Origin of the sequence: Microbacterium sp. zg-Y818, assembly GCF_030246905.1 — a bacterium.
Classification (GTDB): Bacteria; Actinomycetota; Actinomycetes; order Actinomycetales; family Microbacteriaceae; genus Microbacterium.
Genome location: NZ_CP126741.1, coordinates 1,983,347 through 2,007,875, shown reverse-complemented (window position 1 = coordinate 2,007,875; position 24,529 = coordinate 1,983,347). Strand labels below are relative to the sequence as shown.

Here is a 24,529-nt window from a genome sequence, read left to right as displayed (position 1 = left end):
GCATTTTCGACGCATCATTGCGGAGAAGATTTCTGATCAAGTATTTGACACTGTAGCAGTGGACGGCTACGAATGAACTGCTCGATTCTTTCCGAATCGGATTCAGCATCAAAGGAGCTGCCCATGAGTCCGTGGTCCCCGTCCGAGTTCGAGGGCACTGTCGTCGCCGTCACCGGAGCAGCCCAGGGCATCGGCCGCTCGATCGCCCTCGCCTTCGCCGAGCACGGCGCCCACGTGGCCGTGATCGACGTCCAGGAGCGCGCCGCGCAGGCGGTCGTGCGCGAGATCGAGGATGCCGGCGGTCGCGCCGTGGCGATCGGCTGCGACGTCGCGAAGCGCGAGAGCGTGCGTGCCGCGGTCGCATCCGTCACCGCGAGTCTGGGTCCCATTCGCGTCCTCGTGAGCAATGCCGGCATCACACGCCCCGCCATGATCCGCAAGATGACGGACGAGGAGTGGGAACAGGTGATGGGGGTCCACCTCAACGCCTCGTTCTACTGGCTGAAGGAGGTCGTCGAGCCCATGATCGAAGCCGGTGGCGGCCGGATCATCTTCACCTCGTCGTCGACCGCGCAGAACGGATCGATCGGCCAGGTCAACTACGCGGCGGCGAAGTCCGGCATGCTCGGCCTCATGCGCAGCGCCGCCAAGGAGCTGGGGCGCTACAACATCCTCGTCAATGCCGTCGCGCCCGCGGCGCTGACCGACATGACGCGGAAGGTCATGACCGATCCCAAGTTCGGTGCTGATCCCAGCAAGAGCACGTTGCGCCGCTTCGCCGAGCCCGAGGAGATCGCGCCGGCATACATGTTCCTGGCCAGTTCCGCGTCGAGCTACATGACCGGCCAGGTGCTGTCGGTCGACGGCGGATCGATGATGGTCCGATGAGCGCGGACGCCATGGCGGTCAGCGTGTCCGACCTGACCCGGCTGCTCTCTCCGCGCTCCATCGCCGTCGTCGGCGCCTCCGACAAGCCGGGACGCATCGGCACGCAGCTGCTCGACAACATCGTGCGACTCTTCGCGGGCGAGATCTACCCGGTGAACCCCCGCGCCGACCTCCTCGCCGGGCTGCCGGTGGTGGCGGACGTCGATGCGCTGCCGGACGGCGTCGACATGGCCATCGTCGCGGTTCCGGCCGAGCAGGCCGTTGCCGCCGTCGCCCGGCTGGCCACGAAGGGCGTCGGCGGAGTGACGCTGCTGAGCTCGGGATTCTCGGAGTCCGGGCCGGAGGGCATCGCCCGTCAGGCCGAGCTCGCCCGCATCGTCCAGGAGACCGGCATCCGGGTCCTCGGCCCGAACTGCATCGGCTACATGAACCTCCACGAGGGTGTCATGGCGAACTTCGCCATGTCCGGCGCGGTCGCCCTGCCCGAGCCCGGGCCCGTCGCGCTGGTCTCGCAGAGCGGCGGCTTCGCGTCGTATCTGACGAACGCGTCACTGCGCGCCGGCATCCGACTCGGCTACTTCGTCTCCACCGGCAACGAAGCAGGCGTTGTGCTCGCCCATGCGGTCGAGCACCTGGTCGAGCGCGAGGAGGTGGGCACGGTGCTCGTGTTCAGCGAGTCGCTCAAGGAGCCCGAGACGCTCATCCGAGCCGCACGCCGCGCCCACGAGCTCGACAAGCCGATCGCGCTGCTCAAAGCCGGGCGCACCGAGGCGGCCGCGCGCGCCGCGATGAGCCACACCGCCTCGGTCACCGGCTCGGCGGATGTGCTCGACGCGGTGTGCCGGCAGTACGGCATCCACATCGCCCACTCGATGGAGGAGCTGATCGATCTCGGCCTGGCGTTCCAGGACGGCCGGCGTGCCCGTCGCGGCGCGGTGAGTATCGTCACCGCTTCCGGCGGCGCCGGCGTGCTGCTGACGGATGCCGCGGCCTCCTCCGGCCTGGAGGTCCCGCCGCCGCCGGCGGAGGCGGTGGAGCGGATCACGGCCGTCATGCCCCAGCCGTTCTACGGCAGCATCGAGAATCCCGTCGACATCACCGCGCAGGGGACGGCATCGCCGCAGTCGTTCGGCTTGGTGCTGGATGCGGTCCGGGATCTGGACACGTACGACAGCATGGCGGTCGTGACGTGGCAGGGCGAGTTCGCCTCGAACGACCGGATCGTCGAGACGTACCTGTCCACCGACAAGCCGTACTTCGTGCTGTCCACCGGCTACATGGACAAGTTCCAGGCCGCGGGCGTGCCGATCTATCTCGACCCGCACCGGCTGATGCGCTCGCTCGCGGCGGTTGCCCGCCAGTCGCAGCGAACGCCCCTTGAGGATGCCGGCGTGCAGGGTGCGGCACCGACCGATCTGCCGCGGTTGCTGATGCCGGCCGCGGGCCGGCCCACCATGCTGGAGCACGATGCCAAGGCGCTCCTGGCCGCTTACGGCGTCACGGTGACGCGCGAGCGTCTGGCGATCGACGGGACGGATGCCGCGGCCTTCGCGGGAGAGATCTCGGGTCCGATCGCACTCAAGGCCATGAGCTACGATCTTCCGCACAAAACGGAGTACGGTGCGATCCGGCTCGGTGTGCGGGCCGCTGACGCGGTCCAGGCGACCGACGACATGCTCGCGGAGGTCGCACGCAAGGCCCCGCACGCAGAGGTCGTCGGCGTGCTCGCACAGGAGATGGTGCCCGCCCGGCTCGAGCTCACCGTGGGGATGCGCCGCGATCCCGTCTTCGGCCCGGTCGTCGCCGTGGGGCTCGGGGGCGTGGCCGTGGAGATCATGGCCGCAGCGGTGCTGCTGCACGCGCCGTTCTCGCACGAGATGGCCCGCCGGACGATCGCAGGGCTGCTCGATGGGCGGATCACATCGGCCGCCCGCGGTCTCGACGAGGCCGAACTCGATGAGCTGGCGCGGACCGCGGTCGCCGTGGGGCGACTGGCGCTCGATGCGCCCGAGATCGTCGAGATCGATGTCAACCCCGTCCGGGTCCACGAGGGTCGGGCGGTCGCCGCCGACGCCCTCATCGTGTTCGACCGGACGGGAAGCACGTCGTGAGCCGTCTCAGCGAGCTCGTCGGCACGACCGCGGAGCCGTTCCGGTTCGTCGTCGAGGAGGGCAAGGTCGCCGAGTTCGCCCGCGCGGTGCAGGCGACGGATCCGCTCTTTCGCGACCCGGCCGCCGCGGCCGCAGCCGGCCTGTCCGGGGTCCTCGCTCCGCCGACCTTCAGCGCGGCGAGCGCGCACTGGTCCGCCCCGGCATCATCGCCCGCACTCGGCCTCGATCTCACGCGCGTGCTCGCCGGCGGAGGGGAATGGGAGTACCTGTCGCCCATCGTCGCCGGGGACCGGCTCGAGGCGGTCACCACCGTCGAGTCCGTCGTCGAGAAGGTTGGCAGCCGTGGCCCTATGGCCGTGATCCGTGTGCGCACCGATTACGCACGCGACGGCGAGGTGGTCCAGCGGTACACCTCGAATATCATCCAGTTCGGTCCCGTCGACGAGGGGAGTGCCGCATGAGTGTCGGTGACCTCGTCCTCCAGCGGGACTTCGGGCCGGTGACCCGCACCGACCTGGTGCGATACGCCGGTGCCGGAGGCGACTTCAACCCGATCCATCACGACGAGACCTTCGCTCGTGCAGCCGGGTATCCGTCGGTCTTCGCGCACGGTCTGTACACCGCCGGGCTCGCCGGCGCCGCACTTGCCGAAGCGATCGGTCCGCTGGCCCTGCGCCGTTTCGCGGTGCGCTACGTCGGGCAGGTGTGGCCGGGCGACACCCTGACCGTGACCGTTCGCGAGACGGACGCCGGGACAGCTTCCGGTCGGACGTTCGACGTGACCGTCGAAGCGGCCGCGGACGGCCGTGATCGACGTGTCGCGATCACCGGGACCGCGGAGACGCAGCCGTGACCGCGGCCGATCTGGTCCCCGCCGAACCGGCGCCCTGGGCGACGTTCGCCGCACGTCGTGCGGAAGGACGTATCCCCTTCCAGCACTGTTGGTCGTGTGAGCGCGCGGTGTTCTACCCCCGTGTGCTGTGCCCGCACTGCGGTTCGGTGGAGCTCGAATGGCGCGATAGCGCGGGCGTCGGGGTCGTCTACTCCGCGACCTACCTTCCCGCACGCGACGGCGGCGGCCGTCATGTGCTGCTCGTCGACCTCGACGAGGGCTTCCGCGTCATGGGCTCGGCGACGGACGACGCCGGTGCGTACGCGATCGGCTCGCGGGTGCGCGGCGCTGTCGACGTGGGCAACCCCGAGGCCGAGCCCCGCTTCGTCTTCGCCGAGGAGGGGCCACGATGACGCACGCGCTGCGCGGGTCCGCCGTGATCCGCGGGGTGGCCGAATCCGAACTCGGTGAGGTCGGACCGCACCGTTTCCCGCTCGATCTCCTGGGTGAGGCGGTGGCGGGCGCGCTCGCCGATGCCGGCATCGCGAAGTCGGAGGTCGACGGGCTGTTCACCGCGGTGGGCGGCCGGATGATGTCGAACCTCGATGTCGGCGAGTATCTCGGCATCGCTCCGTCGTTCACCGACGGCACGATGATCGGGGGCAGCTCGTTCGTGAGCCATGTGCACCACGCCGCACTCGCCCTCCAGGCGGGGGCCTGCAAAGTCGCCCTCATCGCGTACGGGAGCACCCAGCGCACCGACCAGCGCCGACCCGGCCGGCTCCCGTACCCGCCGGAGCTGCCGAGCTATGAGGCGGCGGCCCGCCCGGTGCACCCCGTCACGGGATACGCCCTCGCCGCCGCGCGGCACATGCACGAGTTCGGCACGACGCGGGAGCAACTCGCCGAAGTCGCCGTTGCGGCGAGGCGCTGGGCGCAGCTGAACCCGAAGGCGTTCAAACGCGACCCGTTGACCGTCGAGGACGTGCTGTCCGCGCGCGTCGTCGCGACGCCCTTCACGACGCTGGACTGCTGCCTGGTCACCGACGGTGGTGGCGCGATCGTGATGACGCGCGCCGATGCGTACACCGACCGGGGGACCGCGCCGGTGTACGTGCTCGGAGCGGGCGAGGCGCATTCGCATCGCTCGATCTCGCAGATGCCGGATCTGACCACGACCTCGGCACGGGAGTCCGGGCGGCGGGCGTTCGAGATGGCGGGCCTGCGGCCGGCCGACATCGACGTGCTGGAGCTGTATGACGCCTTCACGATCAACCCGATCCTCTTCCTCGAGGATCTCGGCTTCTGCGCGAAGGGTGAAGGTGGTGCCTTCGTCGAGGGCGGACGGATCGCACCGGGGGGAGCGCTGCCGGTCAACACCAACGGCGGCGGCCTGTCGTTCTGCCACCCCGGCATGTACGGCATCTTCGCCCTGATCGAAGCGGTCCGCCAGCTGCGCGGCGATGCCGGCGAGCGTCAGGTGGCGGGTGCGACGACGGCGCTCGCCCACGGCAACGGCGGCCAGCTGTCGAGCCAGGTCACCGCGATCCTCTCCTCGGAGCTGTGATGACGCAGGACATCGTGCTGACCCGCCTCGAAGAGGGCGTGCTCGTGGTGACACTGAACCGACCCGCGGCGATGAACGCGCTGTCGGTGGCGCTTTCCCTCGAACTCACCCGCGTGTTCGCTCGCGCCGCACAGTCGGATGTGCGCGCCGTGGTCCTCACGGGCGCCGGCCGCGGCTTCTGCGCGGGGGCGGACCTCCGGGACGCGCGTACCGGCGATGTTGCACGCGAGAGCCTGCGCGCCACCTACCACCCGATGGTGCTCGCCCTGATCGCGCTGGAGAAGCCGGTCGTGGCGGCGGTCAACGGTCCGGCGGCGGGGGCGGGCCTCGCGCTGCTGCTCGCCGCCGACGCGCGCATCGCCGCGCCCGCGGCGAAGCTCGTCCCGGCCTTCGCCACGATCGGTCTCGTGCCGGACTCCGGCGTGGGCTATCTCGCCGCGCGAGTGCTCGGCTATGCCCGCGCCCTCCGCTGGCTGGCCGGTGGCGAACCCATGCTCGCCGACGAGGCGCTGGCGCGCGACGTGTTCGAGGCTGTCGTCGACGAGCCGCTACCCGCCGCGGTTGCCCTCGCGAAGCGGCTCGCCGCCGTTCCGGGGCGTGCGTACGGGCTGACGAAGCGGATGCTGTGGGTCGAGGGTCGGCGCCTGCTGGCCACGAACCTCGATCTCGAGGTCGACCTCCAGCAACTCGCAGTGTCCGATCCCGAGCGTGCGGCCGCCCGCGCGCGTGTGGCCGAGAACATGGGGACGAAGACCCCGGAGAAGGAGCAGTCGTGACCGATGTCGAGATTTCGCCCGTGCTGGTCGACGTCGCCGACGGGGTGATGACGATCTCGTTCAACCGCCCCGCGCGCCACAACGCGGTCACCGGGCAGATGCACCGCGAGTTCGTCGCCGCCCTGGAACGCGCCCGCGCCGACAAGTGCGTACGGGTGGTGCTGCTCCGCGGTGAAGGGCGGTCGTTCTGCTCGGGGGCGGATGTCGCTGACTTCCGGACGCCCGAGGTGCCGCCGACACCCGCCGAACGCGCGCTCGCCGTGATGGGCGGTCGCGAGCTGGTCGATGCGCTGCTGGCTGTTCCGCAGCCCATCGTCGCCGCCGTACGCGGGTACGCGATGGGGCTCGGCGCGACGATCGCGCTGTTCTCGGACGTCGTGATCGCCGCGGAGGATGCGGTGCTCGCCGACACTCACGTGAACATCGGCGTCGTCGCCGGGGACGGGGGAGCGGTCATGTGGCCGCTGTTGGCGGGCCTCGGCCGCGCGCGCTTCCATCTGCTCACGGGCGAGCGCATCACCGGTGCGCTGGCTGCCGAGTGGGGCCTGGTGTATCGCGCAGTCGCCGCAGAGACCGTGGACGACGAGGCGCGGACCGTGGTCGAGAAGCTGGCGGGTCTTGCGCCGCTGGCCGTGCAGGGCACGAAGTCGACGCTGAACCGGATCGTGCGGCAGAAGGTGGAGCTGGTGCTCGATCACGGACTGTGGAGCGAGGCCGTGACCTTCCTGTCCGACGATCATCGCGAGGCGACCTCCGCATTCATGGACAAGCGCACACCGGCGTTCGAGGGCCGCTGATCCGGATCGGCCGAATCCCCGAGCTTGAATGCGCGACGATTCACAAATATGATCGAATATCAAAACTTCCCTTCTCCGAGGATGTGCCCGTAGATGAACAAGCTCAGTCGTGACTTCGGCATCGAGTACCCGATCTTCGCCTTCAGCCACTGCCGTGACGTCGTGGCGGCGGTCTCCAAAGCCGGCGGTATGGGCGTGCTCGGCGTGGTGGCGATGTCCCCCGACGAGATCGACGTCGAGATCGCCTGGCTCAAGGAGCAGTGCGGCGACGTTCCGTTCGGAGTGGACGTCGTGATGCCCGCGAAGACGGCCGACCGGGAGCAGGGCCTCACCGATACCGAGAGTCTCGTGGCGGATCTGGACAAGCTCATCCCCGAGGGGCACCGTGCGTTCGCGGAAGCGCTGATGGACCGCTACCAGGTGCCGATGCCGGTCGACGCGGCACGCCGCTTCGGAGCGAAAGGGCTGAGCGCGTCATATGGTGCAGCGCAGCTGGAAGCCGTCTTCGCCCACGACATCCCGTTCCTCGTCAGTGGACTGGGTGCTCCTCCGGTCGAGACGATCGAGCGGGCGCATGCGCGGGGCGCCAAAGTCGGTGCGCTCGTCGGGAAGCCCGAGCATATCGCCAAGAGTGCCGGTACCGGCATCGACGTCTACATCGCCCAGTCGTACGAGGCTGCCGCGCACACCGGCGACATCGGTTCGATGGTGCTGACCCCGGATGTTGTGGATGCCGCTGATGGGACACCCGTTCTGGCGGCGGGCGGGATCGCGACCGGTCGGCAGATGGCGGCGGCGATGGCGCTCGGTGCCGAGGGCATCTGGACGGGGTCGATCTGGCTGACCTCGCAGGAGTCGTCCACCGACCAGCGCGTCAAGGAGCACATGCTCGAGATGACCTCGAGTGACACCGTGCGCTCCAAGTCCCAGACGGGCAAGTACAACCGTCAGATCCGCACGCCCTGGACCGAGGCGTGGGACGGGCCGGACAGCCCGGGCAACCTGCCGATGCCGTTGCAGCAGATGCTCTACTCGGAGTACACCGACCGCGCCCGGCGTGCCGGTGTGTGGGACCTCGTCGGTGGTCCGGTGGGCCAGGGGGTCACCCGCATGAACGCCATCAAGTCGTGCAACCGGATCATCCTCGAGATCGTGGAGGAGTACGCCGAGACGCTCGACCGCCTCGCGTCGCTGCGCGACGAATTGATGGGCTGAATCCGCACACCCACCATGGCGGCGGCGTCTGCGTCGCCCCGAGACAGGAGAGACGATGATGTCGACCCCGCGAGCCGTGTACGACACCCCGACCACGACCGAACAGGCCAAGGCGATCCTCGACGAGGCGCCCCTGGCGCGGGTCGCCGTCCCGACCGGCGGTGACGTCTGGATGGTCCTCGGCCATGAGCTCGCCCGCGAGATGCTCGCCGATCCGCGTGTCGGGCGGGAGCCGCTGGTCACTCGGGGCGACATCCCCTACAAGGCGAAGTTTCCCGTGTACCTCACCCGGACGCTGCTGTTCAAGGACGACCCTGAGCATGCGCGGCTGCGTCGCTCGGTCGGCAAGTGGTTCGCGCCTCGTCAGATCAGGGCCCTGCAGTCCGAGATCGAGGCGGAGTGCGAGCGCCTGCTCGACGCCATAGAGCAGCGCGGCCCCCAGTTCGATCTCGTCCAGGACTACGCGGTCCCGGTGCCGATCTTCGCGCTCACGAGGGTCCTCGGTGCGGACCGCGGGATGGCGGCCGATTTCCTGCGCTGGAACCAGGTGCTGTTCGGCACCGGTGCCGGGCTCGGTGCGGGGGAAGTTGCGGCCGTCGAGGCGGAGTGCGTCGCGTATCTTCGCGCCGAGATCGCCCGCAAGCGAGGTGGGGACGGTGGAGACCTGCTCTCCGTCCTCGCCAACATCCCGGAGGGCGAAGGGACGCTCAGCGAGGACGAGATGATCTCGATCGCCATGCTGATCCTCGTGGCCGGGTTCGACAACACCGCCAATTTCATCGGCAACGGCGCACTCGCACTGCTGCGGCACCCGGCGCAGCTCGAACACTTCCTCGAGGACATCAACGGGCGCATCGTGCCCGTCGTGGAGGAGCTGCTGCGGCACGGTCGCCAGTCGGTCGGCAGTGGTGTGCGCAACATCGGCATGCCGTTCGTGGCACTCGAGGACATCGAGATCGGCGACATCACGATCCGCAAGGACGAGGTCGTGATGGTCAACCGCAACGCCGCGAACCACGATGACAGCGTGTTCGAGCGTCCGCTCGAGCTGGACGTCACGCGCGAGGAGAACCCGCACCTGTCCCTGAGTTACGGTGTGCACGCATGCCTCGGCGCTCCGCTCGCACGCCTCGAGCTGCAGGCCTCGCTGGCGGCGCTGTTCCGCCGCTTCCCGCATCTGAAGGTCGTCGGCGAGCCGGTGACCCAGAAGGAGACGATGTCCGAGGCGATCGAGCACCTGCCCGTCGCAAGCGGCGCGTGAGCGACATCTCGGCCGGCATCGCCGGTATTCACCAGCCGCGAGGGCTAGCGCCGGACGCGTTCCGGCTCGACGGCCGCGTCGCGGTGGTCTCCGGCGGGTCCAAGAACATCGGGCTGGAGATCGCCGCGGCGCTGCTGCAGGCGGGCGCCGCCGTCGTGATCACGGGGCGCAAGGAGGAGCAGCTCGCCGCCGCGCGAGCGGGGTTGCGGGACCTTGTCCCGGCCGGCGAGGTGACGACCGTCGTCGGCGATGTCTCGGCGAACGACGGTCCCGAACGCATCGCGGACACGGTGCTGCAGGAGTTCGAGACCGTCGATGTCCTCGTCAACAACGCACACCTCACCGGTGCGACGCGGGACCTGCACACCTTCGACATCCCCCGTGGGATCTTCCGCGAGGTGTTCGACACGAATCTGTTCGGACCGTTGGAGCTGACCGGACGCCTCCTGAGACCGTCGATCGCGGCCGGTCGGCCGGCATCCGTCATCAACGTGCTCTCGGGTGCGGCGTTCCGCACCACCCCCGGGCTGCCCGCCTATTCGTCGAGCAAAGCCGCGCTGTGGATGCTGACGCGCCACCTCGCGGAAGAATGCGGGCCGCTGATCCGCGTCAACGCGGTGTGCCCGGGCATCGTCACCGAAGACGGCCAGCCGCGGTTCGCCTACGGGCGCGCGCTGGTGGAGTCCGGTGGCATCCCGATGGGACGCATCGGGAGCCCGGAGGAGGTGTCGGCGGCCGTTCTCTACCTGGCTTCGGATGCCGCGTCCTATACGACGGGCGCGGTCATCCACTGCAACGGCGGTCGGCCCTGGTGAGCGGGCGGTTAACCGCCCGCCGGCGGCGCTAGTCGTCGGCGGGGAGGGTGTAGCCGACCAGGTCGGAACCCTGGATGAAGTGGGACTCCATGAGTGCGCGGGCAGCGTCCGCATCGCCGGCGGCGATGGCGTCGATGATCGCGGGGTGGTCGCGCAGTGCGCCCTCGGTCATGCCGGGCACCGAGTCGAACAGGTCGCGGCGCACGAAGCGATTCGTCAGACGCAAGAACCAGCGCAGGCGGTCGCCCGTCGGGATCTTGTTGATGTGACGGTGGAAAGCCCCGTTCAGCTGTTCCAGCAGCGCGGACCGTTCCTCGCCGACGGGAAGCCGACTCGCTTCCTCCAGCTCGGCATGCAGGCGGCGCAGCGTCTCGACGTCCTCCGCAGTGGCCTCGCTGGCTGCACGCGCGGCCAGGATGCCCCCCAGCTGCGCCTGGATCTGGAAGATGTCGTCGAGGTCCGCCTGCGTCAGCGGGTTTGCGCGGAAACCGCGACGGGGCTCCGCAGTGACCAGGCCCTCGTTGCTGAGGGCGATCAGGGCCTCGCGCACGGGCATGATGCTCACACCGAGTTCCTCGGCGAGTTCCTCCATCCCCAGCTTCGCGTCCTTCTCGTACACGCCGCGCAGGATCGCCTGGCGTAGCGATTCGGCGATCTCGTCGGCGAGCTTCGGCCGAGCGGCTGGGCGATCGAGCCGTGCATGGTTTTTGGCCATTGGAGCGGTTCCTTGATCAGGTATCGAATGTTGTCGCTGAGAACACTAGCAACGCAGCGCGCGGATTTCAGTGGAGACTCCCGAATTGGATCACATGAGCATTCCTTTCAGATGATCATTCACATCCGATGATTGATCAGATATATTTTCTGGTATCCACGAGCACAGAGAGGTGTCGAACGGATGACAGCCCAACCTCCGTCGATCGCTGCGCACACCAACAAGCGATCAGGCCCACCACCGACGGTGACGATCTCCACGCGCACCGTCAGGCGCCGGTACGTTCCTCCGCGCTGGCTCGGCTTCACCGCGAAGAAGCTCGGTCACCTGCTGATCGTGCTCGTCGCCGTGACATTCCTGGTGTCGTTGATGCTCGACTTCCTGCCCGGCGATCCGGCGCGGGCCATCCTCGGTGAGGACGCCAGCCCCGACCAGGTCGCGCAGCTGCGCAGCGAACTCCGTCTCGACGATCCGGTGCTGGTGCGCTATCTGGACTGGGTCATGTCCGCGCTGCAGGGCGATCTGGGCACCTCTTACCGCACCGGCCAGCCGGTCGGCGAGGCGATCCTGCAGCGCCTGCCCGTCTCCGTCGAGCTCATGCTGCTCGTGCAGATCATCGCGCTCGTCACCGCTGTCGTCCTCGCGGTGTGGGCGGTCTATCGTCCCAACGGGATCGTGGACCGGATCGGGACCGCCTGGTCGTTCGCGGCCATCTCGGCGCCCCACTTCGTCGTCGGGCTGTTCCTGGTCTTCGTCTTCGCGGTCACCCTCGGATGGCTGCCGGCGTCCGGGTTCGTGCCCCTGACTGACGGTCTCGGGCCGAACCTGGCGACGATGATCCTGCCCGCGCTTGCACTGTCCCTCGAGCCTGCCGGCATCTACCAGCGGCTGCTGCGTGGAGACATGCAGGCGACGATGAAGGAGGACTTCGTGCTGGCGGCGCAGGCGAAGGGGATGTCGACGATGAACATCCTCTTCCGTCAGGTGTTCCGCCCGTCGTCCTTCTCGCTGGTCACGCTCGCCGGGATCAACACCGCGCGCCTCATCGGCAGCGCCGTGGTCATCGAGACGCTCTTCGCCCTGCCCGGTGTCGGGCGCCTGCTCGTCGACTCGATCAACGCCCGCGACTTCATCATGATCCAGGCGATCGTCGCGGTCATCGCCGTGTTCTACGTCTTCGTGAACATCCTGATCGATCTTCTCTACCTGTTGCTGGACCCGAGAGTGAGGGCGGATCGTGGCTGACGTCAAGACGATCGCGGAGGAAGCACCGGCCGCTGAGGTGCTGGTCCCTGTCAAGCCGCGACGGCGCGCCGGTCGCGTCCCCGTCGCGGTCTGGGTGGCCATGGCATGGTCGGCCCTGATCGTGCTGGCAGCGACCTTCGCGCCGCTCCTGCCGCTGGCGGACCCGAACACCCCGGACTACGAACACATCGCTGCACCTCCCATGCCCGGTCACGTGCTCGGGACGGATCAGCTCGGTCGCGACATGCTGTCCCGATTGATCTGGGGTGCGCAGGCATCGTTGCAGGTCGGCTTCGTCGCGGTGGCGCTCGGGCTCACGGTCGGCCTCGCGCTGGGACTGCTCGCCGGGTACTACCGGGGGTGGGTCGACAGTGTGATCAGCGTGTTCGTCGACATCGTCCTGGCCTTCCCCTCGCTCATCTTCATCATGGTCCTTGTCGCGATCCGGGGGTCCAGTGCACCGGTTCTCATCGTCGGCCTGGGCGCGGTGATGATTCCGACGTTCACCCGTCTCGCGCGTGCCAACACCCTCGTATGGACCCAGCGCGACTTCGTGACGGCCGCGACGGTGCTCGGCTCGCGTCGGCAGCGGACGCTGATGCGCGAGGTCTTCCCCAACGTGCTGCCGTCGATCCTGGCCTACGCCTTCGTCGTCGTCGCGGTCGTGATGGTCGCGGAGGGCTCGCTCAGTTTCCTCGGGTTCGGCATCCAGCCGCCCACCGCCAGCTGGGGGAGCATGATCGCCGGCGGCCGCACGCTGCTGTACACCGCGCCGTACATCGTGCTGTTCCCCTCCCTCGTGCTGCTGCTGACGGTGCTGTCCTTCAACTTCATCGGCGACTACCTCCGCGGTCGGACCGCGGGGCGAACGGAAGTGACGCTATGACCAACGACATCCGTGTCGACGCATCCGCCGCCGCTGCGACCGCGGTGGGAGACGTGATCCTCGACGTCCGCCACCTCAGCACCGTGTTCACCGCCGGGTCCGCCCCGGTCACCGCCGTCGACGACGTCAGCATCACCGCGCGCCTCGGCCAGACGCTGGGGGTGGTGGGGGAGTCGGGGTCGGGCAAGTCGGTGCTCGCGCGATCGATCATGGGCCTGGTCTCGCCCGGCACCCGCATCGAGCGCAGTGGCGAGATCGTCTTCGACGGCATCGAGCTCACCGCGCTGACGCGCAAGAAGGTGCGGCGGATGTGGGGCAGTGAGATCGCGATGGTCCTGCAGGATCCGCTCACCTCTCTCAACCCCGTGAAGAAGATCGGTGCCCAGGTCGTCGAGACGGTGCGCCGGCACGATCCGAAGCTGTCCAAGAAGCAGGCCCGCGCCCGGGGCGTGGAACTGCTGCGCAGCGTCGGGATTCCGGAGCCCGAGCGGCGCATGAAGGTGTATCCGCACCAGATGTCCGGCGGCATGCGCCAGCGCGTAGGGATCGCGATCGCGCTCTCCGGCAATCCCCGCCTGCTGTTCGCGGACGAACCGACCACCGCGCTGGACGTCACGGTGCAGATGCAGATCCTCGATCTGTTGGCGCGGCAGCAGCGGGAGCGGCAGATGACGATGGTCCTGGTCACCCATGATCTCGGAGTCGTCGCGACCCGCACTGACCACATCGTGGTGATGTACGCCGGGCAGATCGTGGAGAGCGCGCCCACGCGCGCGCTGTTCACAGACGTGAAGATGCCGTACACCCGGGCGCTGCTGGACGCGCTGCCGAAGCTCGATGAGCCGAGCCACACCCGGCTGAAGGCGATCCCGGGTCATCCGCCCAACCTGGCGGCACCGCCGGCGGGGTGCCGCTTCGCTGCGCGGTGCCCGGCAGCCCAGGAGACCTGTCGCGCCAGCGCTCCGCCCCTGGTCGCCAGTGCGGACGACCCCGATCACCTGTACCGCTGCTGGTTCCCGGTCGGTACAGCCGAGTACGAGACCGCGCGCGCGGAAACCGAGGCCAGAGTGGCCGCCCAGAACGCCGCCGTCGTCGCCGCAGCAGCGGCGGCGGCGCACCAGCTGATCGAGGAGACGGCATGAGCGTGGATTCGAAGTCCGAGGTGCGCCTGGCGGTAGAGGACCTCGTCGTCGAGTACGCGACCCGCGCGGGTACCGTCTACGCCGTGTCGCAGGTCAGCTTCGAGCTGAAGGCCGGCGAGACCCTCGGTGTCGTCGGCGAGTCCGGCTGCGGGAAGTCCACCATGGCGCGTGCCGTGCTCCAGCTCCCCGCTCCGAAGTCGGGGTCGGTGACCTTCGAAGGCGCCGATCTGACGACCATGAGCGCCGAGCAGGTGAGACGGCTCCGTCCGGAGCTGCAGATGGTGTTCCAGGATCCGGTGTCATCCCTGAACCCGCGCCGTACCGTGCGGCAGATCGTGGCCGAACCGTTGACCATCTGGCGTCGCGGAACCCGTGCGGAACGAATGGTGCGAGCCGACGAGATGCTGCGGGCGGTCGGACTCAACCCCGACGACTACGGAGACCGCAAGCCCACGCAGCTGTCCGGTGGCCAGTGCCAGCGGGTGGCGATCGCGCGCGCATTGGTCGCCGGTGCGAAGGTGCTGGTCTGCGACGAGCCGGTGTCCTCGCTGGACGTCTCGCTGCGGGCCACCGTCCTGAACATGCTCGAGGACCTGCAGGCGGAGTTCGACCTGTCGATCCTGTTCATCGCGCACGACCTCGCGGTGGTGAAGAACATCTCGGATCGCGTGATGGTGATGTATCTCGGCAAGGTCGTCGAGGTCGGCGATTCCGAGTCGCTGTACGCGTCGCCCGCGCATCCGTACACCCTTGCGCTGCTCGAATCGATCCCCGAACCTGATCCGTTCGCGCCGGAGCCCCGGGCGGCGATCGCGGGCGACCCGCCCTCGCCGGTGAACCCGCCGTCGGGTTGCCGGTTTCGCACGCGCTGCCCGCTCGCCCAGCCCATCTGTGCGGAGATCGAGCCGGCTCTCACCCCGGTTTCGGAGACGCACTCCGTCGCCTGCCATTTCCCCTTGATTCCCGTCCTGAATAGTTGACATTTGATGTTTGATCAGAAATGATGGCTACGTGAACGAGTTGACGACCGTGGTGGGGACGGAGCGCATCTGTGTCCGCACGGCGGGCGACACCATCCACGTCACGCTGGACGACCCGCAGACGCGCAACGCGGTCTCGCGCACCATGTACCACGAGCTCGCCTTCGTGCTCTCGCAGATCGCGGGGAGGCAGGATCTGCGGTTCGTCGTGCTGGGTGGCGCCGGTGGGGTGTTCTCCAGCGGTGGCGACCTGCGCGAACTCGCCGACGGCCTACCCGACGACTACGTCACGGACTACTGGCAGCGGATGTCCGGAACGATCCTCACGTTGCGGGCGATGCCTCAGATCGTCATCGCCGGAGTCCGCGGTGCAGCCGTGGGTGCCGGCGCAGCGGTGGCCCTCGCAAGCGACATGGTCGTCATGGAGCGCGACGCGCGCATGCGCTTCACTTTCACCCGCATCGGCTTCCTGCCGGATGCGGGCACCACGGTGATGCTTCCCCGACTGCTCGGCCCCGCGATCGCGCGAGACCTGCTCTTCACCGGACGCTGGATCGGTGCGGAGGAGGCGTGTCATCGGGGCATGGTGGCGCGCGTGTGCGAGCCCGGCGCGGTGGACGACACTGTGGACGACCTCATCGCCGAACTGCGCCATTCTCCCGCGGGAGCGCTCGGCATGGTGAAAAACCTGGTGGATGCCAGCGCCCTCGGCGACCTGACCTCCGGAGTCCGCGCGGAGGGCGTCCAGCAGTACGCCGCCGCCGCGTCGGGGGAGTACCGCGAATACCTCGCCCGAGTTCTCGCCGTCATGGCGGGACCTTCCGCGCCGGCCACGCCGGCGACCGACCCTGACCCTGACGCTGACGTCACGATCAAGAGCCACTGAACAGGAGACAACGTGCCCTACAACGGACCCGTCATCGATGCCTTCTATCACCCGGGTTGGGCGGCGACCACCGCCGACACCTTCGGTGACCAGGAGTCATGGCGCCAGGACCCGCAGCGAGCCCGCGCCATGCGCTTCTTCGACCAGGGCGGTGACAAGCCGGTGACCAAGCCCGCCACGGCCGCCGAGAGCCGGCAGGAGCTCGTGGACAACAACGTCGAGCTGGCCATCTTCCAGGCATCGCTGTACTACCAGAGCACCCGCGCCGAACTCGACAGCCGCATCCTCGAGCACGTCGACATCATGAACCAGTTCCCCGGGCAGTACGAGCACGCCGGCACGATCCTCCCGCCCAAGCAGGGACCCGCCACATTCTGGGACGTGATGGAGAACCCGCGCATCCTGGAGGAGCACAAGGAGAAGTACGGCATCCGCGGGGTGCACATCCTGCCGAGCCCCTACGGCCTTCCGCCGAGCGACCGTTGGTTCTACCCGCTGTTCGCCAAGTGCGTCGAGCTCGACCTGTTCGTGTTCACCTACATCGGGATGCCGGGACCGCTGTGGCCCACGCACCCCAACTACCCGCTGCACCTCGACGATGTCTGCCTCGCCTTCCCCGAGCTGACGGTCGTCGGTCATCACATCGGCGACCCTTGGGTCGGCATGATGACCCATCTGGCGGCGAAGCACCAGAACCTCTACATCTGCACGTCGGCCTGGTCACCCAAGCGCTATCCCAAAGAGCTGCTGGAGTTCATGAACGGACGCTGGCACGCACAACCCGGCGCCGACAAGGTGATCTTCGGGACCGACTACCCGCTGATCAACCTCACCAAGGCCGTCACCGACGCGCGCAACCTCGACCTGCCCGAGGACGTGATCGAGAAGTTCATGTACTCCAACATGAAGAAGATCCTCGACGCGCAGGACGAGCGCGCGGGCAAGTGATGATCTACGGCATCCTGAATCGACAGAAAGAAGGCCACCGATGAAGTTCGGTCTGCTCTTCGAGCTCGGGGGACCTCCCGGCTCGACCCGCGAGGACGTCAAGAAGATCTATGACGACGCCCTCGACCAGATCACCCTCGCCGACGAGCTCGGGTTCGACCACATGTGGGCGGTCGAACACCACTTCTCGCCGCCGCACTCCTTCTCGACGGCGCCCGAGGTGTTCCTCACCGCTGCCGCGGTGCGCACCAAGCGCATCCGGATCGGCCACGGCATCGTGGTGTGCACGCCGCCGGTGAACCACCCGGCGCACATCGCCGAGCGCGCCGCCGTACTCGACATCATCTCCAACGGCCGCCTGGACGTCGGCACCGGCCGCTCGAACACGTGGCTGGAGCTGGGCGGTTACGCCGCCGAGCCGCACGACACCAAGCAGTCGTGGGACGAGTACGTCCGGGCGCTCCCGAAGATGTGGACCGACCCGTCGTACTCGAACCCCAACGGGCGCTTCTTCAAGATGCCCGAGCGCGCCATCGTGCCCCAGCCGCTGCAGGATCCGCACCCGCCCCTGTGGGTCGCGGTGACCAGCCCCGGCACCGAGTTCGACGCCGCCGACCGCGGTCTCGGCGTCTTCGGTCTGAGCATCGGCAACTACAAGGCTCAGGAAGAGAAGATCAAGAACTACCGCCGACGCATCCAGAACTGCGAACCGATCGGTCCCGCCGTGAACGAGCAGGTTCACGTCGTCAACTTCATGCACTGCGGCCTGGACGAGACGGCGGCCCAGCGCGGACGCGTCATGCTCGACACCTTCAACCACAACACCGCCCACACGGTCCCCGTGAAGGAGGTGTACCCGTCGCCGCTGTACCAGATCGGCGGGTTCCTGCCGACGCTCCGCCAGGAGGCGCTCGGCCCCGGTGATGCGACAGGCATCCCCGAGGGCCTGGCGATCGGCGAGCCCGACCGCATCATCGAGGTCGTCAAGCACTGGGAGTCCATCGGCGTCGATGGCATGAACTTCGTCATCCAGGCATCCGAGGTGCTCTCCCACGAGGACGTCATGGAGAGTCTGCGCAACTTCGCGAAGTACGTCATGCCCCAGTTCAAGTCCCCCGGGGAGCTGGCAGCGCCGGTCGCCACGGGCCTGAGGAAGGTGTAAGCCATGTCGGAGACCGCTGGGCCCAAGATCACGGGCAGCTCCGAGACGATCAAGCACATCGCCGACTACGCCGAGTTCGGCAAGCTCGACCCCGAGCTGCTGCTCGCGGACGCGCCGGTGATGCCGAACCTCGACGTCGAGCCGATCACGTTCGAACGAGCCGAGCTGATCCAGGTCTTCGCCGAGATCCCCATGGGCTCGCTCGAGGAGCAGATCCCGCCGGCGCTGGCGCCGACCAACCCGAGCTTCGTCTCGTGGCGTGGACTGCACCTGCCTGAGACCCCGTGGGGCCCGGTGACCCTGGCCGAGACCCGTTTGGTCGTGCGGGCCGGCTTCCGGCCCCGTGTGTTCCTCATCGAGGGTCGCACGGACAACGCGGAGGCCGCCAAGGCCCTCGCCGAGGGATGGGGCTACCGGCTGCGCGTCGCCGACCGCGTGAGCCTGCGCCGCTGGGCGGACGAGACGGTGCTCGAGGTCGAGGACGAGGGTCAGACGATCCTCAAGGTGCGGATGGTCGAGCCGTGGCCGACCAACGGAACCTCGTTCGGCCTCAATGCCAACGTCAACATCGCGCACACCCCGCTCGGACCCAAGCTCGTGCAGGCGGGTGCCGACTGGACCTTCCACAGCGCCGACCTCGGCCGCCCGCGCATCGACGCGTTCGTGTCCGAGGCGTGGGGACGAGGCGGTGTCGTGCCGACATATCCTGTCTCCGCGGTCGCCGGAACGGCCGATGTGACATTCCGCGAGATCAAGTTCGTGTCGGATGTCTCCCAGCCGGCCCTGTTCGGGACAACAGCCATCCGCTGACCCGCCCGCTCGACAGCACCACCACGCACCAATGAAGGAGCACCCCATGGCCAGTGAGTCTGAGGACCGCGTGTTCGAGGATTCGCCGGTTCCGGAGTATCCGGCGTTCGAGGCGATCCAGGTCGGCGTAGACGACGGCATCGCCATCGTGACGCTCGGCGCCGACCCGGATCGCCCCAACCCGACGACGGCGATGACGCCGGAGCTGCTCCGGTTCTTCCGGATCGTTCGAGACGACCCGACCGTGCGGGCCATCGTCATCGTCGGTCGAGGCAAGGTCTTCTCCGCCGGCGGCGACGTCAAGGTGATGGGGGAGCGCTCCAAGCGCATGGACCCCTCGACCAACCCCGCGTGGGTGAAGCGACTGCCCGTCGACCGGGCCGCCGACTTCATGACGGCGTTGCTCGAGGTCGACGTGCCCGTCATCGCCGCCGTCAACGGCCATGCGGTGGGCGCGGGCCTGCGCATCGCGATGCTCTGCGACTACGTGGTCGTGGCGGACGACGCCAAGGTCGGCGACCCGCACGTCAAGCGCGGGCTGGTCGCACCGCAGGCGGTGCTCCTGGCCGAGCTCATCGGCGCGCGCCGGGCGCGCTCCCTCGTCCTCACCGGACGACTGCTGCTCGGCGACGAGGTCGTGGAGTGGGGCCTGGCCGACGAGGCGGCCCCGCGCGACGAGGTGCTGGAACGCGCGCTGGAGCAGGCTGCGGCGATGGCCGCGCTTCCGCCGCTCGCGTTCCGGTGGACCAAGCGCGCGCTCAACAACCGGGTGAAGGCGGCCGTGGCGCAGTATGCCTCCGAGGGCTACGCGCTCGAGAGCCTCACCATGCTTTCCACCGATCATGCGGAGGCCGCGGCGTCGTTCGCCGAGAAGCGCGAACCGCGAGCGTACGAGGGGCGATAACCGATGGAGTTCGGAATCGAACGGGCCGAGCGCGAGGTGCTTGCGCAGTTCCGCGCGTATCTCGACGACCTGCATGCGGAGGGCTTCACACCCGCCGTCCCGCCGCTCGTGCGTCCAGACCATGCGATGGCGCCGGAGGACATCGCCGAGCGTCGTCGCTTCATCCAGCGGCTGGGCCGCGACGGATGGCTCGGCATCGCGTGGCCGGAGGAGTTCGGCGGCCGCGACCTCGGCTACCTGGCGCAGTGGCTCGTCATCGAAGAACTGTCGTGGCGCAAGCTCCCCGAGATGCTGATGTCTGTCACGATGATCGGCCCGACGCTCATGCGCGCGGGCTCCGACGAGCACAAGCGCCGCTACCTCGGTGGCATCCTCGCGGGCGAGATCGAGTTCTGCCTCGGCTTCAGCGAGCCGGGTGCCGGTACCGACCTGGCGGCGCTGCAGACGCGCGCCGTGCTCGAGGGCGACGAATATGTGATCAACGGACAGAAGGTGTACACCACCGGGGCGCAGTACGCCACTCACATCTGGCTCGCCGTGCGCACCGGTGCTCCGGACTCGCGTCACCGCGGCATCACGTTGCTCATCGTTCCGATCGACACGCCGGGCATCACCATCCGCCCCATGATCACGCAGGCGGACTACCGCACCAACGAGGTCTTCCTGGACAACGTGCGGGTGCCGGTGGCCAATCGCGTCGGCGATGAGAACGGCGGCTGGGCCGTCATCGCGCTGTCCCTCGACCTCGAGCGCAACCTCAACGCCAACCTGCAGGTGCGGGAGCTGGACGAGATCATCCAGTGGGCGGAGGAACCGGATCCCGAGGGCCACCGCCCCGCGGACGACGACCTCGTGCGGGTCGAGCTCGGCATGCTCGCCGCGCGCGTCGAGATCGTCCGGCTCATGTCGGCTCAGGTCGCCTCGCTGATCGCCCGGCAGGAGCCGTTGGCGTCGGAAGCGTCGATGGCCAAGGTGTGGAGTTCGGAGACGTTCCAGGAGTTGCCGAGCGTGGCGCTCGACCTCATCGGCCCGCAGGGCCTGCGTTCGGTCGGTTCCGCCGGCGCTCCGGCGCACGGGCTTCCCGAGTTGGACTACCGGGAGTCCCCGGTCCGCAAATTCGCCGCCGGCACCAACGAGGTGCAGCGCGACATCATCGCGCAGCGCGCCCTCGGGCTGCCGCGCAACCGCTGACGGAAGGAGTCCCGTGGACACGCGTCTGTCGGAGATCCAGCAGGAACTGGTCGCTGCGGCCCACGCCGCGCTCGAGAAGCACGCCGGCATCGACACCATCGATGCCACCGTGGCGTCGGCGCGAGGGTACGACGAGCGGCTGTACGCGCTGTTCGCCGAGCTGGGCTGGACATTCCTCGGCGTCGAGACCGATGACGAGTCGACGCTCGTCGAGCTCGGCCTGGTCGTGGAGCGGGTGGGCTACTTCGGCGTCCCGACGCCCCTGCGCGCGGTCATGTCCGCGGCGAACCTCGTGGCCCGCGCCGGCGGCGGCGAGTCGCCGTTGCTCGGGCAGATCTCCGAGGGGGCGATCGCCATCTGCGTCGACCTCACGCGCAGCCCTGCCCTGCCGCGCCTCGTGGAATGGGCGGGGGCGGCGAGCGTGCTGATCGTGGCCACGCGCGACGGCGAGGAGATCGTCGTGCGCGCGGTGGATGCCGCATCCGTCCGCATCGAGGCGGTGCCGGTGTTCGACGCGGAGCGCACCGACGAAGTGACGGTGGGGGACGCCGCCGGGGATGTGATCGGGCGACTGAGTGACGGTGAATGGCAGCAGTGGCGGGCCGTCGATCGGCTGCTGCGCGCGGCCGACATCCTCGGCGCCGCACGCCGGTCGCTGGATCTGACGGTGCAGCACGCGAAGACCCGCAACCAGTTCGGGCGGCCGATCGGTGCCTTCCAGGCCGTGCAGCATCGCGCGGCCGACATGCGCATGGACATCGAGGCGACGTCCCTGCTGGTGTGGTCGGGGCTGTGGCGCCTCGCCAACGGCCACGATGCGATCCGAACCTCGCTGATGGCTGCGTGGCAGGCGTCCGAGACGGGGGAGCGCGCGTCGAAGAACGCGGTGCAGCTCCATGGCGGCGTCGGGTTCATCAAGGAGTACCCGCTCCATCACTTCTACCGTCGCACCAAGGCGCAGCGGCTGCGCTTCGGCGCGTCGCGGGACCTGCTGCGGGAGCTCGGCGGGGCCGTGCTGACGGCGGCGCGCACCGGCGACTTCCGCGAGCGGTTCGTGGACTGGCCGGAGTCGTCCGAATGAGCGCGTCCGCACCGCTCGCGGGCCTCGTGGTGATCGAGCGTTCGCGCGGCATCGCCGGGGCGTTCGCGGGGCGTCAGTTGGTCGACGCCGGCGCGGACGTCGTCGTGGTGCGACCGGACGCCCCCGAATGGTGGACCGAGGACGTGTCCGATGAACTGCGCGGCTACCTGGATGCCGGCAAGCGCGTGGTGGCGGACGGGTCGTTCGCGGTGTTCGCCGACCTGGCGGCCTGTGCGGACATCGTCGTGTGGGAGTGCGCGGTGCCGCCCGCCGCCGAGGAGATCGCCCGCATCGGCGCCGATCGTGCCCTCGTGCTGATCACCCCCCGTGGATTGACGGGCCCTCGCGCGCACGAGCCGTGGACGGAGTTCACACTGCAGGCGGAGGCGGGATCACTGCACCTGCGCGGCGATGAGGATCGGCCGGCGGTGCGCAGCGGCAGCGGCGAGACGCTGTGGCTCGCGGGCGCCGTGGCGGCCACCGCCTCCCTCGCCGCCCTCACCCTCGGACGCGCGAGCGTCACGGACTGCTCGCTGCTGGCCGTCGGGATCTGCGCCACGAACAACTTCATCGACGTGGGCTCGTCGCTGTCCGGCGACACCCCCGAGACGCCGCGCGCGCGACGACGGCTGCTGCCCTCCGTGGAGCCGGCGCGTGACGGGTGGGTGGGGTTCAACCTGGGTTCGGCGCAGAACCTCGAGGACTTCCTCGTGATGATCGACCGCCCGGAGCTTCTCGCCGACGAGCGGTTCCGCTCCGCCGCGGGCCGCTACGACAGCGGCGGCGAGTGGAACGACATGGTGCGGGCGTGGACGCGGACGCACACCGTGCAGGAGATCCTCGAGGCGGCTAGCCTCTTCCGCGTGCCGGTCGCGCCCGTCAACGACGGCCGATCGATCCTCGAAGACCCGCAGGTCGTGGCGCGCGAGTTCTTCCAGCCGGCGCCCGATGGTGTCGGCGTGCATCCCGTGGCGCCGTTCCGGTTGGCGGGGGAGCGCCCGGGCCGCAGCCGTGCCGCAGCCGCGACCGTCGACGCCGTCGACCTCCGGCTCGCCGCCCGGCCTGCGCGGTTCGACGCGTCGCTGGACGGCGTGCGCGTCGCGGACTTCGGGTCGTGGTGGGCGGGGGCGCTCGCCAGCGAGGTGCTCGGCGCCTACGGCGCGGAGGTCGTCAAGGTCGAATCCACGCGCCGCATGGACGGCGCTCGCTCAATGATGGGCGCGCTGCGCATGAAGCAGCGCCCCGAGCGATGGTGGGAGGTGAGCCACTACTTCCTGGCGAACAACCACAACAAGCGTGGGGTCACCCTCGACCTCACGCAGCCCGAGGGCAAGGCCCTCGCCGATCAGTTGATCCGCTCCAGCGACGTACTCATCGAGAACTACGCCCCGCGCGTGCTCGAGAAGGCCGGGCTCGACTGGCCCGCGGTGCAGGATCTCAACCCGCGCCTGGTCATGGTGCGCATGCCCGCGTACGGGCTGACCGGACCTCGCCGGGATCAGGTGGCGTACGCCCAGACCGTCGAGCAGTTCTCCGGGCTGTGCGCGCGTACCGGGTACGCCGACCGCCCGCCACTGAACCCGAACGGCCCGGGCGACCCGATGGGTGGGTTCAACGCCGCCTTCGCGACGCTGGCCGCATTGCACGCTGCGCGCTCCCGCGGCGAGGGGATGCTGGTCGAGGCCGCCCTCGCCGAGGGTGCCGTCGTCCTCGCCGCCGAGCAGGCCATCGTCTACAGCCGCACCGGCGAACTGCTCGGCCGCGACGGCAACCATGCGTCGTCGGCCGCGCCGCAGGGTGTCTATCCCGTGTCAGGCGCACCCCACGGCATCGCGATCTCGATGCTGGACGATGTCCAGTGGCAGGGCTTCGCCGACCTGGCGCGCGACGAGGCGTGGGCGAGCGACCCGCGCTTCGCCCGGTTCGACGGGCGCCGCGCGCACCGCGAGGAGCTCGACGGACTGCTCGCGTCCTGGACGACCGTCCAGGACGCCGTGACCCTGCGCGACGCGCTCCGCGCGCTCGGCATCCCGGTGGCGTTCGCCGTCGATGCGAGGTTCACCCACCTTGACCCCCAGGTGCAGGCCACGCGCTACTACGAACAGATCACGCACGACGTCGCCGGAACCCTTCCGATCCCCACCCTGCCGTTCCGCGTGGACGGCATCGACCGCTGGTCGCGCACACCCCCGCCCGGGCTCGGTCAGCACAACGAACTCGTGCTGACGCAGGTGCTGGGACTCGGAGACGCCGACATCGCCGGGTTGCTCGAGGCCGGCGTGATCGGCACCGAGCCCGCGCGCCGATGACCCCGCGC

Annotated in this window: 24 protein-coding genes; 23 read left to right on the top strand and 1 reads right to left on the bottom strand. The window is 69.1% G+C overall.

All coding sequences use genetic code 11. The features are described from left to right. The first annotated feature begins 123 nt into the window (after positions 1-123). The 11 genes from QNO21_RS09370 to QNO21_RS09320 all read left to right on the top strand — a co-directional run bounded on the left by QNO21_RS09370 (position 124) and on the right by QNO21_RS09320 (position 10,262). Positions 124-888, top strand: coding sequence for an SDR family NAD(P)-dependent oxidoreductase (locus QNO21_RS09370; RefSeq protein WP_257517695.1), 765 nt, complete (start codon positions 124-126; stop codon positions 886-888). Beyond that, positions 885-2,999, top strand: coding sequence for an acetate--CoA ligase family protein (locus tag QNO21_RS09365; protein ID WP_257517694.1), 2,115 nt, complete (start codon positions 885-887; stop codon positions 2,997-2,999). The genes QNO21_RS09370 and QNO21_RS09365 overlap by 4 nt, the downstream gene beginning before the upstream one ends. Next, on the top strand, positions 2,996-3,460 hold the full coding sequence (locus QNO21_RS09360; RefSeq protein WP_257517693.1) for an FAS1-like dehydratase domain-containing protein: 465 nt from the start codon (positions 2,996-2,998) through the stop codon (positions 3,458-3,460). Before QNO21_RS09365 ends, QNO21_RS09360 begins: the two co-directional genes overlap by 4 nt. After that, a complete protein-coding gene (locus tag QNO21_RS09355; protein WP_257517692.1) occupies positions 3,457-3,852 on the top strand; it encodes a MaoC/PaaZ C-terminal domain-containing protein in 396 nt (131 codons plus the stop codon). Before QNO21_RS09360 ends, QNO21_RS09355 begins: the two co-directional genes overlap by 4 nt. Continuing rightward, positions 3,849-4,244: a Zn-ribbon domain-containing OB-fold protein gene (locus tag QNO21_RS09350; protein ID WP_257517691.1), complete on the top strand. Its 396-nt coding sequence runs from the start codon at positions 3,849-3,851 to the stop codon at positions 4,242-4,244. The genes QNO21_RS09355 and QNO21_RS09350 overlap by 4 nt, the downstream gene beginning before the upstream one ends. Then, complete coding sequence (locus tag QNO21_RS09345; RefSeq protein WP_257517690.1) at positions 4,241-5,398, top strand: acetyl-CoA acetyltransferase; 1,158 nt, start codon at positions 4,241-4,243, stop codon at positions 5,396-5,398. The genes QNO21_RS09350 and QNO21_RS09345 overlap by 4 nt, the downstream gene beginning before the upstream one ends. Then, positions 5,398-6,174 carry an enoyl-CoA hydratase-related protein gene (locus QNO21_RS09340; RefSeq protein ID WP_257517689.1) on the top strand — a complete coding sequence of 259 codons (777 nt, stop codon included), beginning with the start codon at positions 5,398-5,400 and terminating at the stop codon, positions 6,172-6,174. Before QNO21_RS09345 ends, QNO21_RS09340 begins: the two co-directional genes overlap by 1 nt. Further along, a complete protein-coding gene (locus QNO21_RS09335; protein WP_257517688.1) occupies positions 6,171-6,971 on the top strand; it encodes an enoyl-CoA hydratase/isomerase family protein in 801 nt (266 codons plus the stop codon). Before QNO21_RS09340 ends, QNO21_RS09335 begins: the two co-directional genes overlap by 4 nt. Before the next feature lie 93 nt (positions 6,972-7,064). After that, a complete protein-coding gene (locus QNO21_RS09330) occupies positions 7,065-8,186 on the top strand; it encodes an NAD(P)H-dependent flavin oxidoreductase (protein ID WP_257517687.1) in 1,122 nt (373 codons plus the stop codon). A 55-nt stretch (positions 8,187-8,241) separates the two neighbouring features. After that, positions 8,242-9,447 carry a cytochrome P450 gene (locus QNO21_RS09325; protein ID WP_257517686.1) on the top strand — a complete coding sequence of 402 codons (1,206 nt, stop codon included), beginning with the start codon at positions 8,242-8,244 and terminating at the stop codon, positions 9,445-9,447. Then, positions 9,444-10,262, top strand: a complete 819-nt coding sequence (locus QNO21_RS09320; RefSeq protein WP_257517685.1) for an SDR family NAD(P)-dependent oxidoreductase — start codon at positions 9,444-9,446, stop codon at positions 10,260-10,262. The genes QNO21_RS09325 and QNO21_RS09320 overlap by 4 nt, the downstream gene beginning before the upstream one ends. Positions 10,263-10,290: 28 nt before the next feature. On the opposite strand, the gene QNO21_RS09315 is transcribed toward QNO21_RS09320, so the two are convergent. Then, a complete protein-coding gene (locus QNO21_RS09315; protein ID WP_257517684.1) occupies positions 10,291-10,977 on the bottom strand; it encodes a GntR family transcriptional regulator in 687 nt (228 codons plus the stop codon). 183 nt (positions 10,978-11,160) lie between these two features. On the opposite strand from QNO21_RS09315, the gene QNO21_RS09310 reads away from it, so the two are divergent. Genes QNO21_RS09310 through QNO21_RS09255 form a run of 12 tightly spaced genes read left to right on the top strand, consistent with a single transcriptional unit; the run spans position 11,161 to position 24,521 of the window. Further along, a complete protein-coding gene (locus QNO21_RS09310; protein ID WP_257517683.1) occupies positions 11,161-12,222 on the top strand; it encodes an ABC transporter permease in 1,062 nt (353 codons plus the stop codon). Next, on the top strand, positions 12,215-13,108 hold the full coding sequence (locus QNO21_RS09305) for an ABC transporter permease (RefSeq protein ID WP_257517682.1): 894 nt from the start codon (positions 12,215-12,217) through the stop codon (positions 13,106-13,108). The genes QNO21_RS09310 and QNO21_RS09305 overlap by 8 nt, the downstream gene beginning before the upstream one ends. Continuing rightward, positions 13,105-14,250: an ABC transporter ATP-binding protein gene (locus tag QNO21_RS09300; RefSeq protein WP_257517681.1), complete on the top strand. Its 1,146-nt coding sequence runs from the start codon at positions 13,105-13,107 to the stop codon at positions 14,248-14,250. Before QNO21_RS09305 ends, QNO21_RS09300 begins: the two co-directional genes overlap by 4 nt. Further along, positions 14,247-15,230, top strand: a complete 984-nt coding sequence (locus QNO21_RS09295) for an ABC transporter ATP-binding protein (protein ID WP_257517680.1) — start codon at positions 14,247-14,249, stop codon at positions 15,228-15,230. Before QNO21_RS09300 ends, QNO21_RS09295 begins: the two co-directional genes overlap by 4 nt. 31 nt (positions 15,231-15,261) lie before the next feature. Then, entirely contained in the window at positions 15,262-16,116 is an 855-nt protein-coding gene (locus tag QNO21_RS09290; RefSeq protein WP_257517679.1) for an enoyl-CoA hydratase/isomerase family protein, read from the top strand. Between the two features lie 12 nt (positions 16,117-16,128). Then, on the top strand, positions 16,129-17,064 hold the full coding sequence (locus tag QNO21_RS09285) for an amidohydrolase family protein (protein ID WP_257517678.1): 936 nt from the start codon (positions 16,129-16,131) through the stop codon (positions 17,062-17,064). A 40-nt stretch (positions 17,065-17,104) separates the two neighbouring features. Further along, complete coding sequence (locus tag QNO21_RS09280) at positions 17,105-18,226, top strand: LLM class flavin-dependent oxidoreductase (RefSeq protein WP_257517677.1); 1,122 nt, start codon at positions 17,105-17,107, stop codon at positions 18,224-18,226. A 3-nt stretch (positions 18,227-18,229) separates the two neighbouring features. Continuing rightward, positions 18,230-19,036, top strand: a complete 807-nt coding sequence (locus QNO21_RS09275; protein ID WP_257517676.1) for a hypothetical protein — start codon at positions 18,230-18,232, stop codon at positions 19,034-19,036. Positions 19,037-19,082: 46 nt separating this feature from the next. Continuing rightward, a complete protein-coding gene (locus QNO21_RS09270) occupies positions 19,083-19,940 on the top strand; it encodes an enoyl-CoA hydratase/isomerase family protein (RefSeq protein ID WP_257517675.1) in 858 nt (285 codons plus the stop codon). Between the two features lie 3 nt (positions 19,941-19,943). Then, positions 19,944-21,131, top strand: coding sequence for an acyl-CoA dehydrogenase family protein (locus tag QNO21_RS09265; protein ID WP_257517674.1), 1,188 nt, complete (start codon positions 19,944-19,946; stop codon positions 21,129-21,131). A gap of 13 nt (positions 21,132-21,144) precedes the next feature. After that, positions 21,145-22,212 (top strand): acyl-CoA dehydrogenase family protein, encoded by a 1,068-nt coding sequence (locus tag QNO21_RS09260; RefSeq protein ID WP_257517673.1) that lies wholly within the window; start codon positions 21,145-21,147, stop codon positions 22,210-22,212. Continuing rightward, positions 22,209-24,521, top strand: coding sequence for a CaiB/BaiF CoA-transferase family protein (locus tag QNO21_RS09255; protein ID WP_257517672.1), 2,313 nt, complete (start codon positions 22,209-22,211; stop codon positions 24,519-24,521). Before QNO21_RS09260 ends, QNO21_RS09255 begins: the two co-directional genes overlap by 4 nt. The last annotated feature ends 8 nt before the right edge of the window (positions 24,522-24,529 follow it).

Excerpts from the sequence above, each read along its gene's own strand:
- QNO21_RS09300 (WP_257517681.1), top strand. The coding sequence starts at position 13,105 with ATGACCAACGACATCCGTGTCGACGCATCCGCCGCCGCTGCGACCGCG.
- QNO21_RS09355 (WP_257517692.1), top strand. The coding sequence starts at position 3,457 with ATGAGTGTCGGTGACCTCGTCCTCCAGCGGGACTTCGGGCCGGTGACC.
- QNO21_RS09340 (WP_257517689.1), top strand. The coding sequence starts at position 5,398 with ATGACGCAGGACATCGTGCTGACCCGCCTCGAAGAGGGCGTGCTCGTG.
- QNO21_RS09270 (WP_257517675.1), top strand. The coding sequence starts at position 19,083 with ATGGCCAGTGAGTCTGAGGACCGCGTGTTCGAGGATTCGCCGGTTCCG.
- QNO21_RS09275 (WP_257517676.1), top strand. The coding sequence starts at position 18,230 with ATGTCGGAGACCGCTGGGCCCAAGATCACGGGCAGCTCCGAGACGATC.
- QNO21_RS09310 (WP_257517683.1), top strand. The coding sequence starts at position 11,161 with ATGACAGCCCAACCTCCGTCGATCGCTGCGCACACCAACAAGCGATCA.
- QNO21_RS09315 (WP_257517684.1), bottom strand. The coding sequence starts at position 10,977 with ATGGCCAAAAACCATGCACGGCTCGATCGCCCAGCCGCTCGGCCGAAG.
- QNO21_RS09345 (WP_257517690.1), top strand. The coding sequence starts at position 4,241 with ATGACGCACGCGCTGCGCGGGTCCGCCGTGATCCGCGGGGTGGCCGAA.
- QNO21_RS09280 (WP_257517677.1), top strand. The coding sequence starts at position 17,105 with ATGAAGTTCGGTCTGCTCTTCGAGCTCGGGGGACCTCCCGGCTCGACC.
- QNO21_RS09295 (WP_257517680.1), top strand. The coding sequence starts at position 14,247 with ATGAGCGTGGATTCGAAGTCCGAGGTGCGCCTGGCGGTAGAGGACCTC.
- QNO21_RS09370 (WP_257517695.1), top strand. The coding sequence starts at position 124 with ATGAGTCCGTGGTCCCCGTCCGAGTTCGAGGGCACTGTCGTCGCCGTC.
- QNO21_RS09330 (WP_257517687.1), top strand. The coding sequence starts at position 7,065 with ATGAACAAGCTCAGTCGTGACTTCGGCATCGAGTACCCGATCTTCGCC.
- QNO21_RS09365 (WP_257517694.1), top strand. The coding sequence starts at position 885 with ATGAGCGCGGACGCCATGGCGGTCAGCGTGTCCGACCTGACCCGGCTG.
- QNO21_RS09265 (WP_257517674.1), top strand. The coding sequence starts at position 19,944 with ATGGAGTTCGGAATCGAACGGGCCGAGCGCGAGGTGCTTGCGCAGTTC.
- QNO21_RS09325 (WP_257517686.1), top strand. The coding sequence starts at position 8,242 with ATGATGTCGACCCCGCGAGCCGTGTACGACACCCCGACCACGACCGAA.
- QNO21_RS09255 (WP_257517672.1), top strand. The coding sequence starts at position 22,209 with ATGAGCGCGTCCGCACCGCTCGCGGGCCTCGTGGTGATCGAGCGTTCG.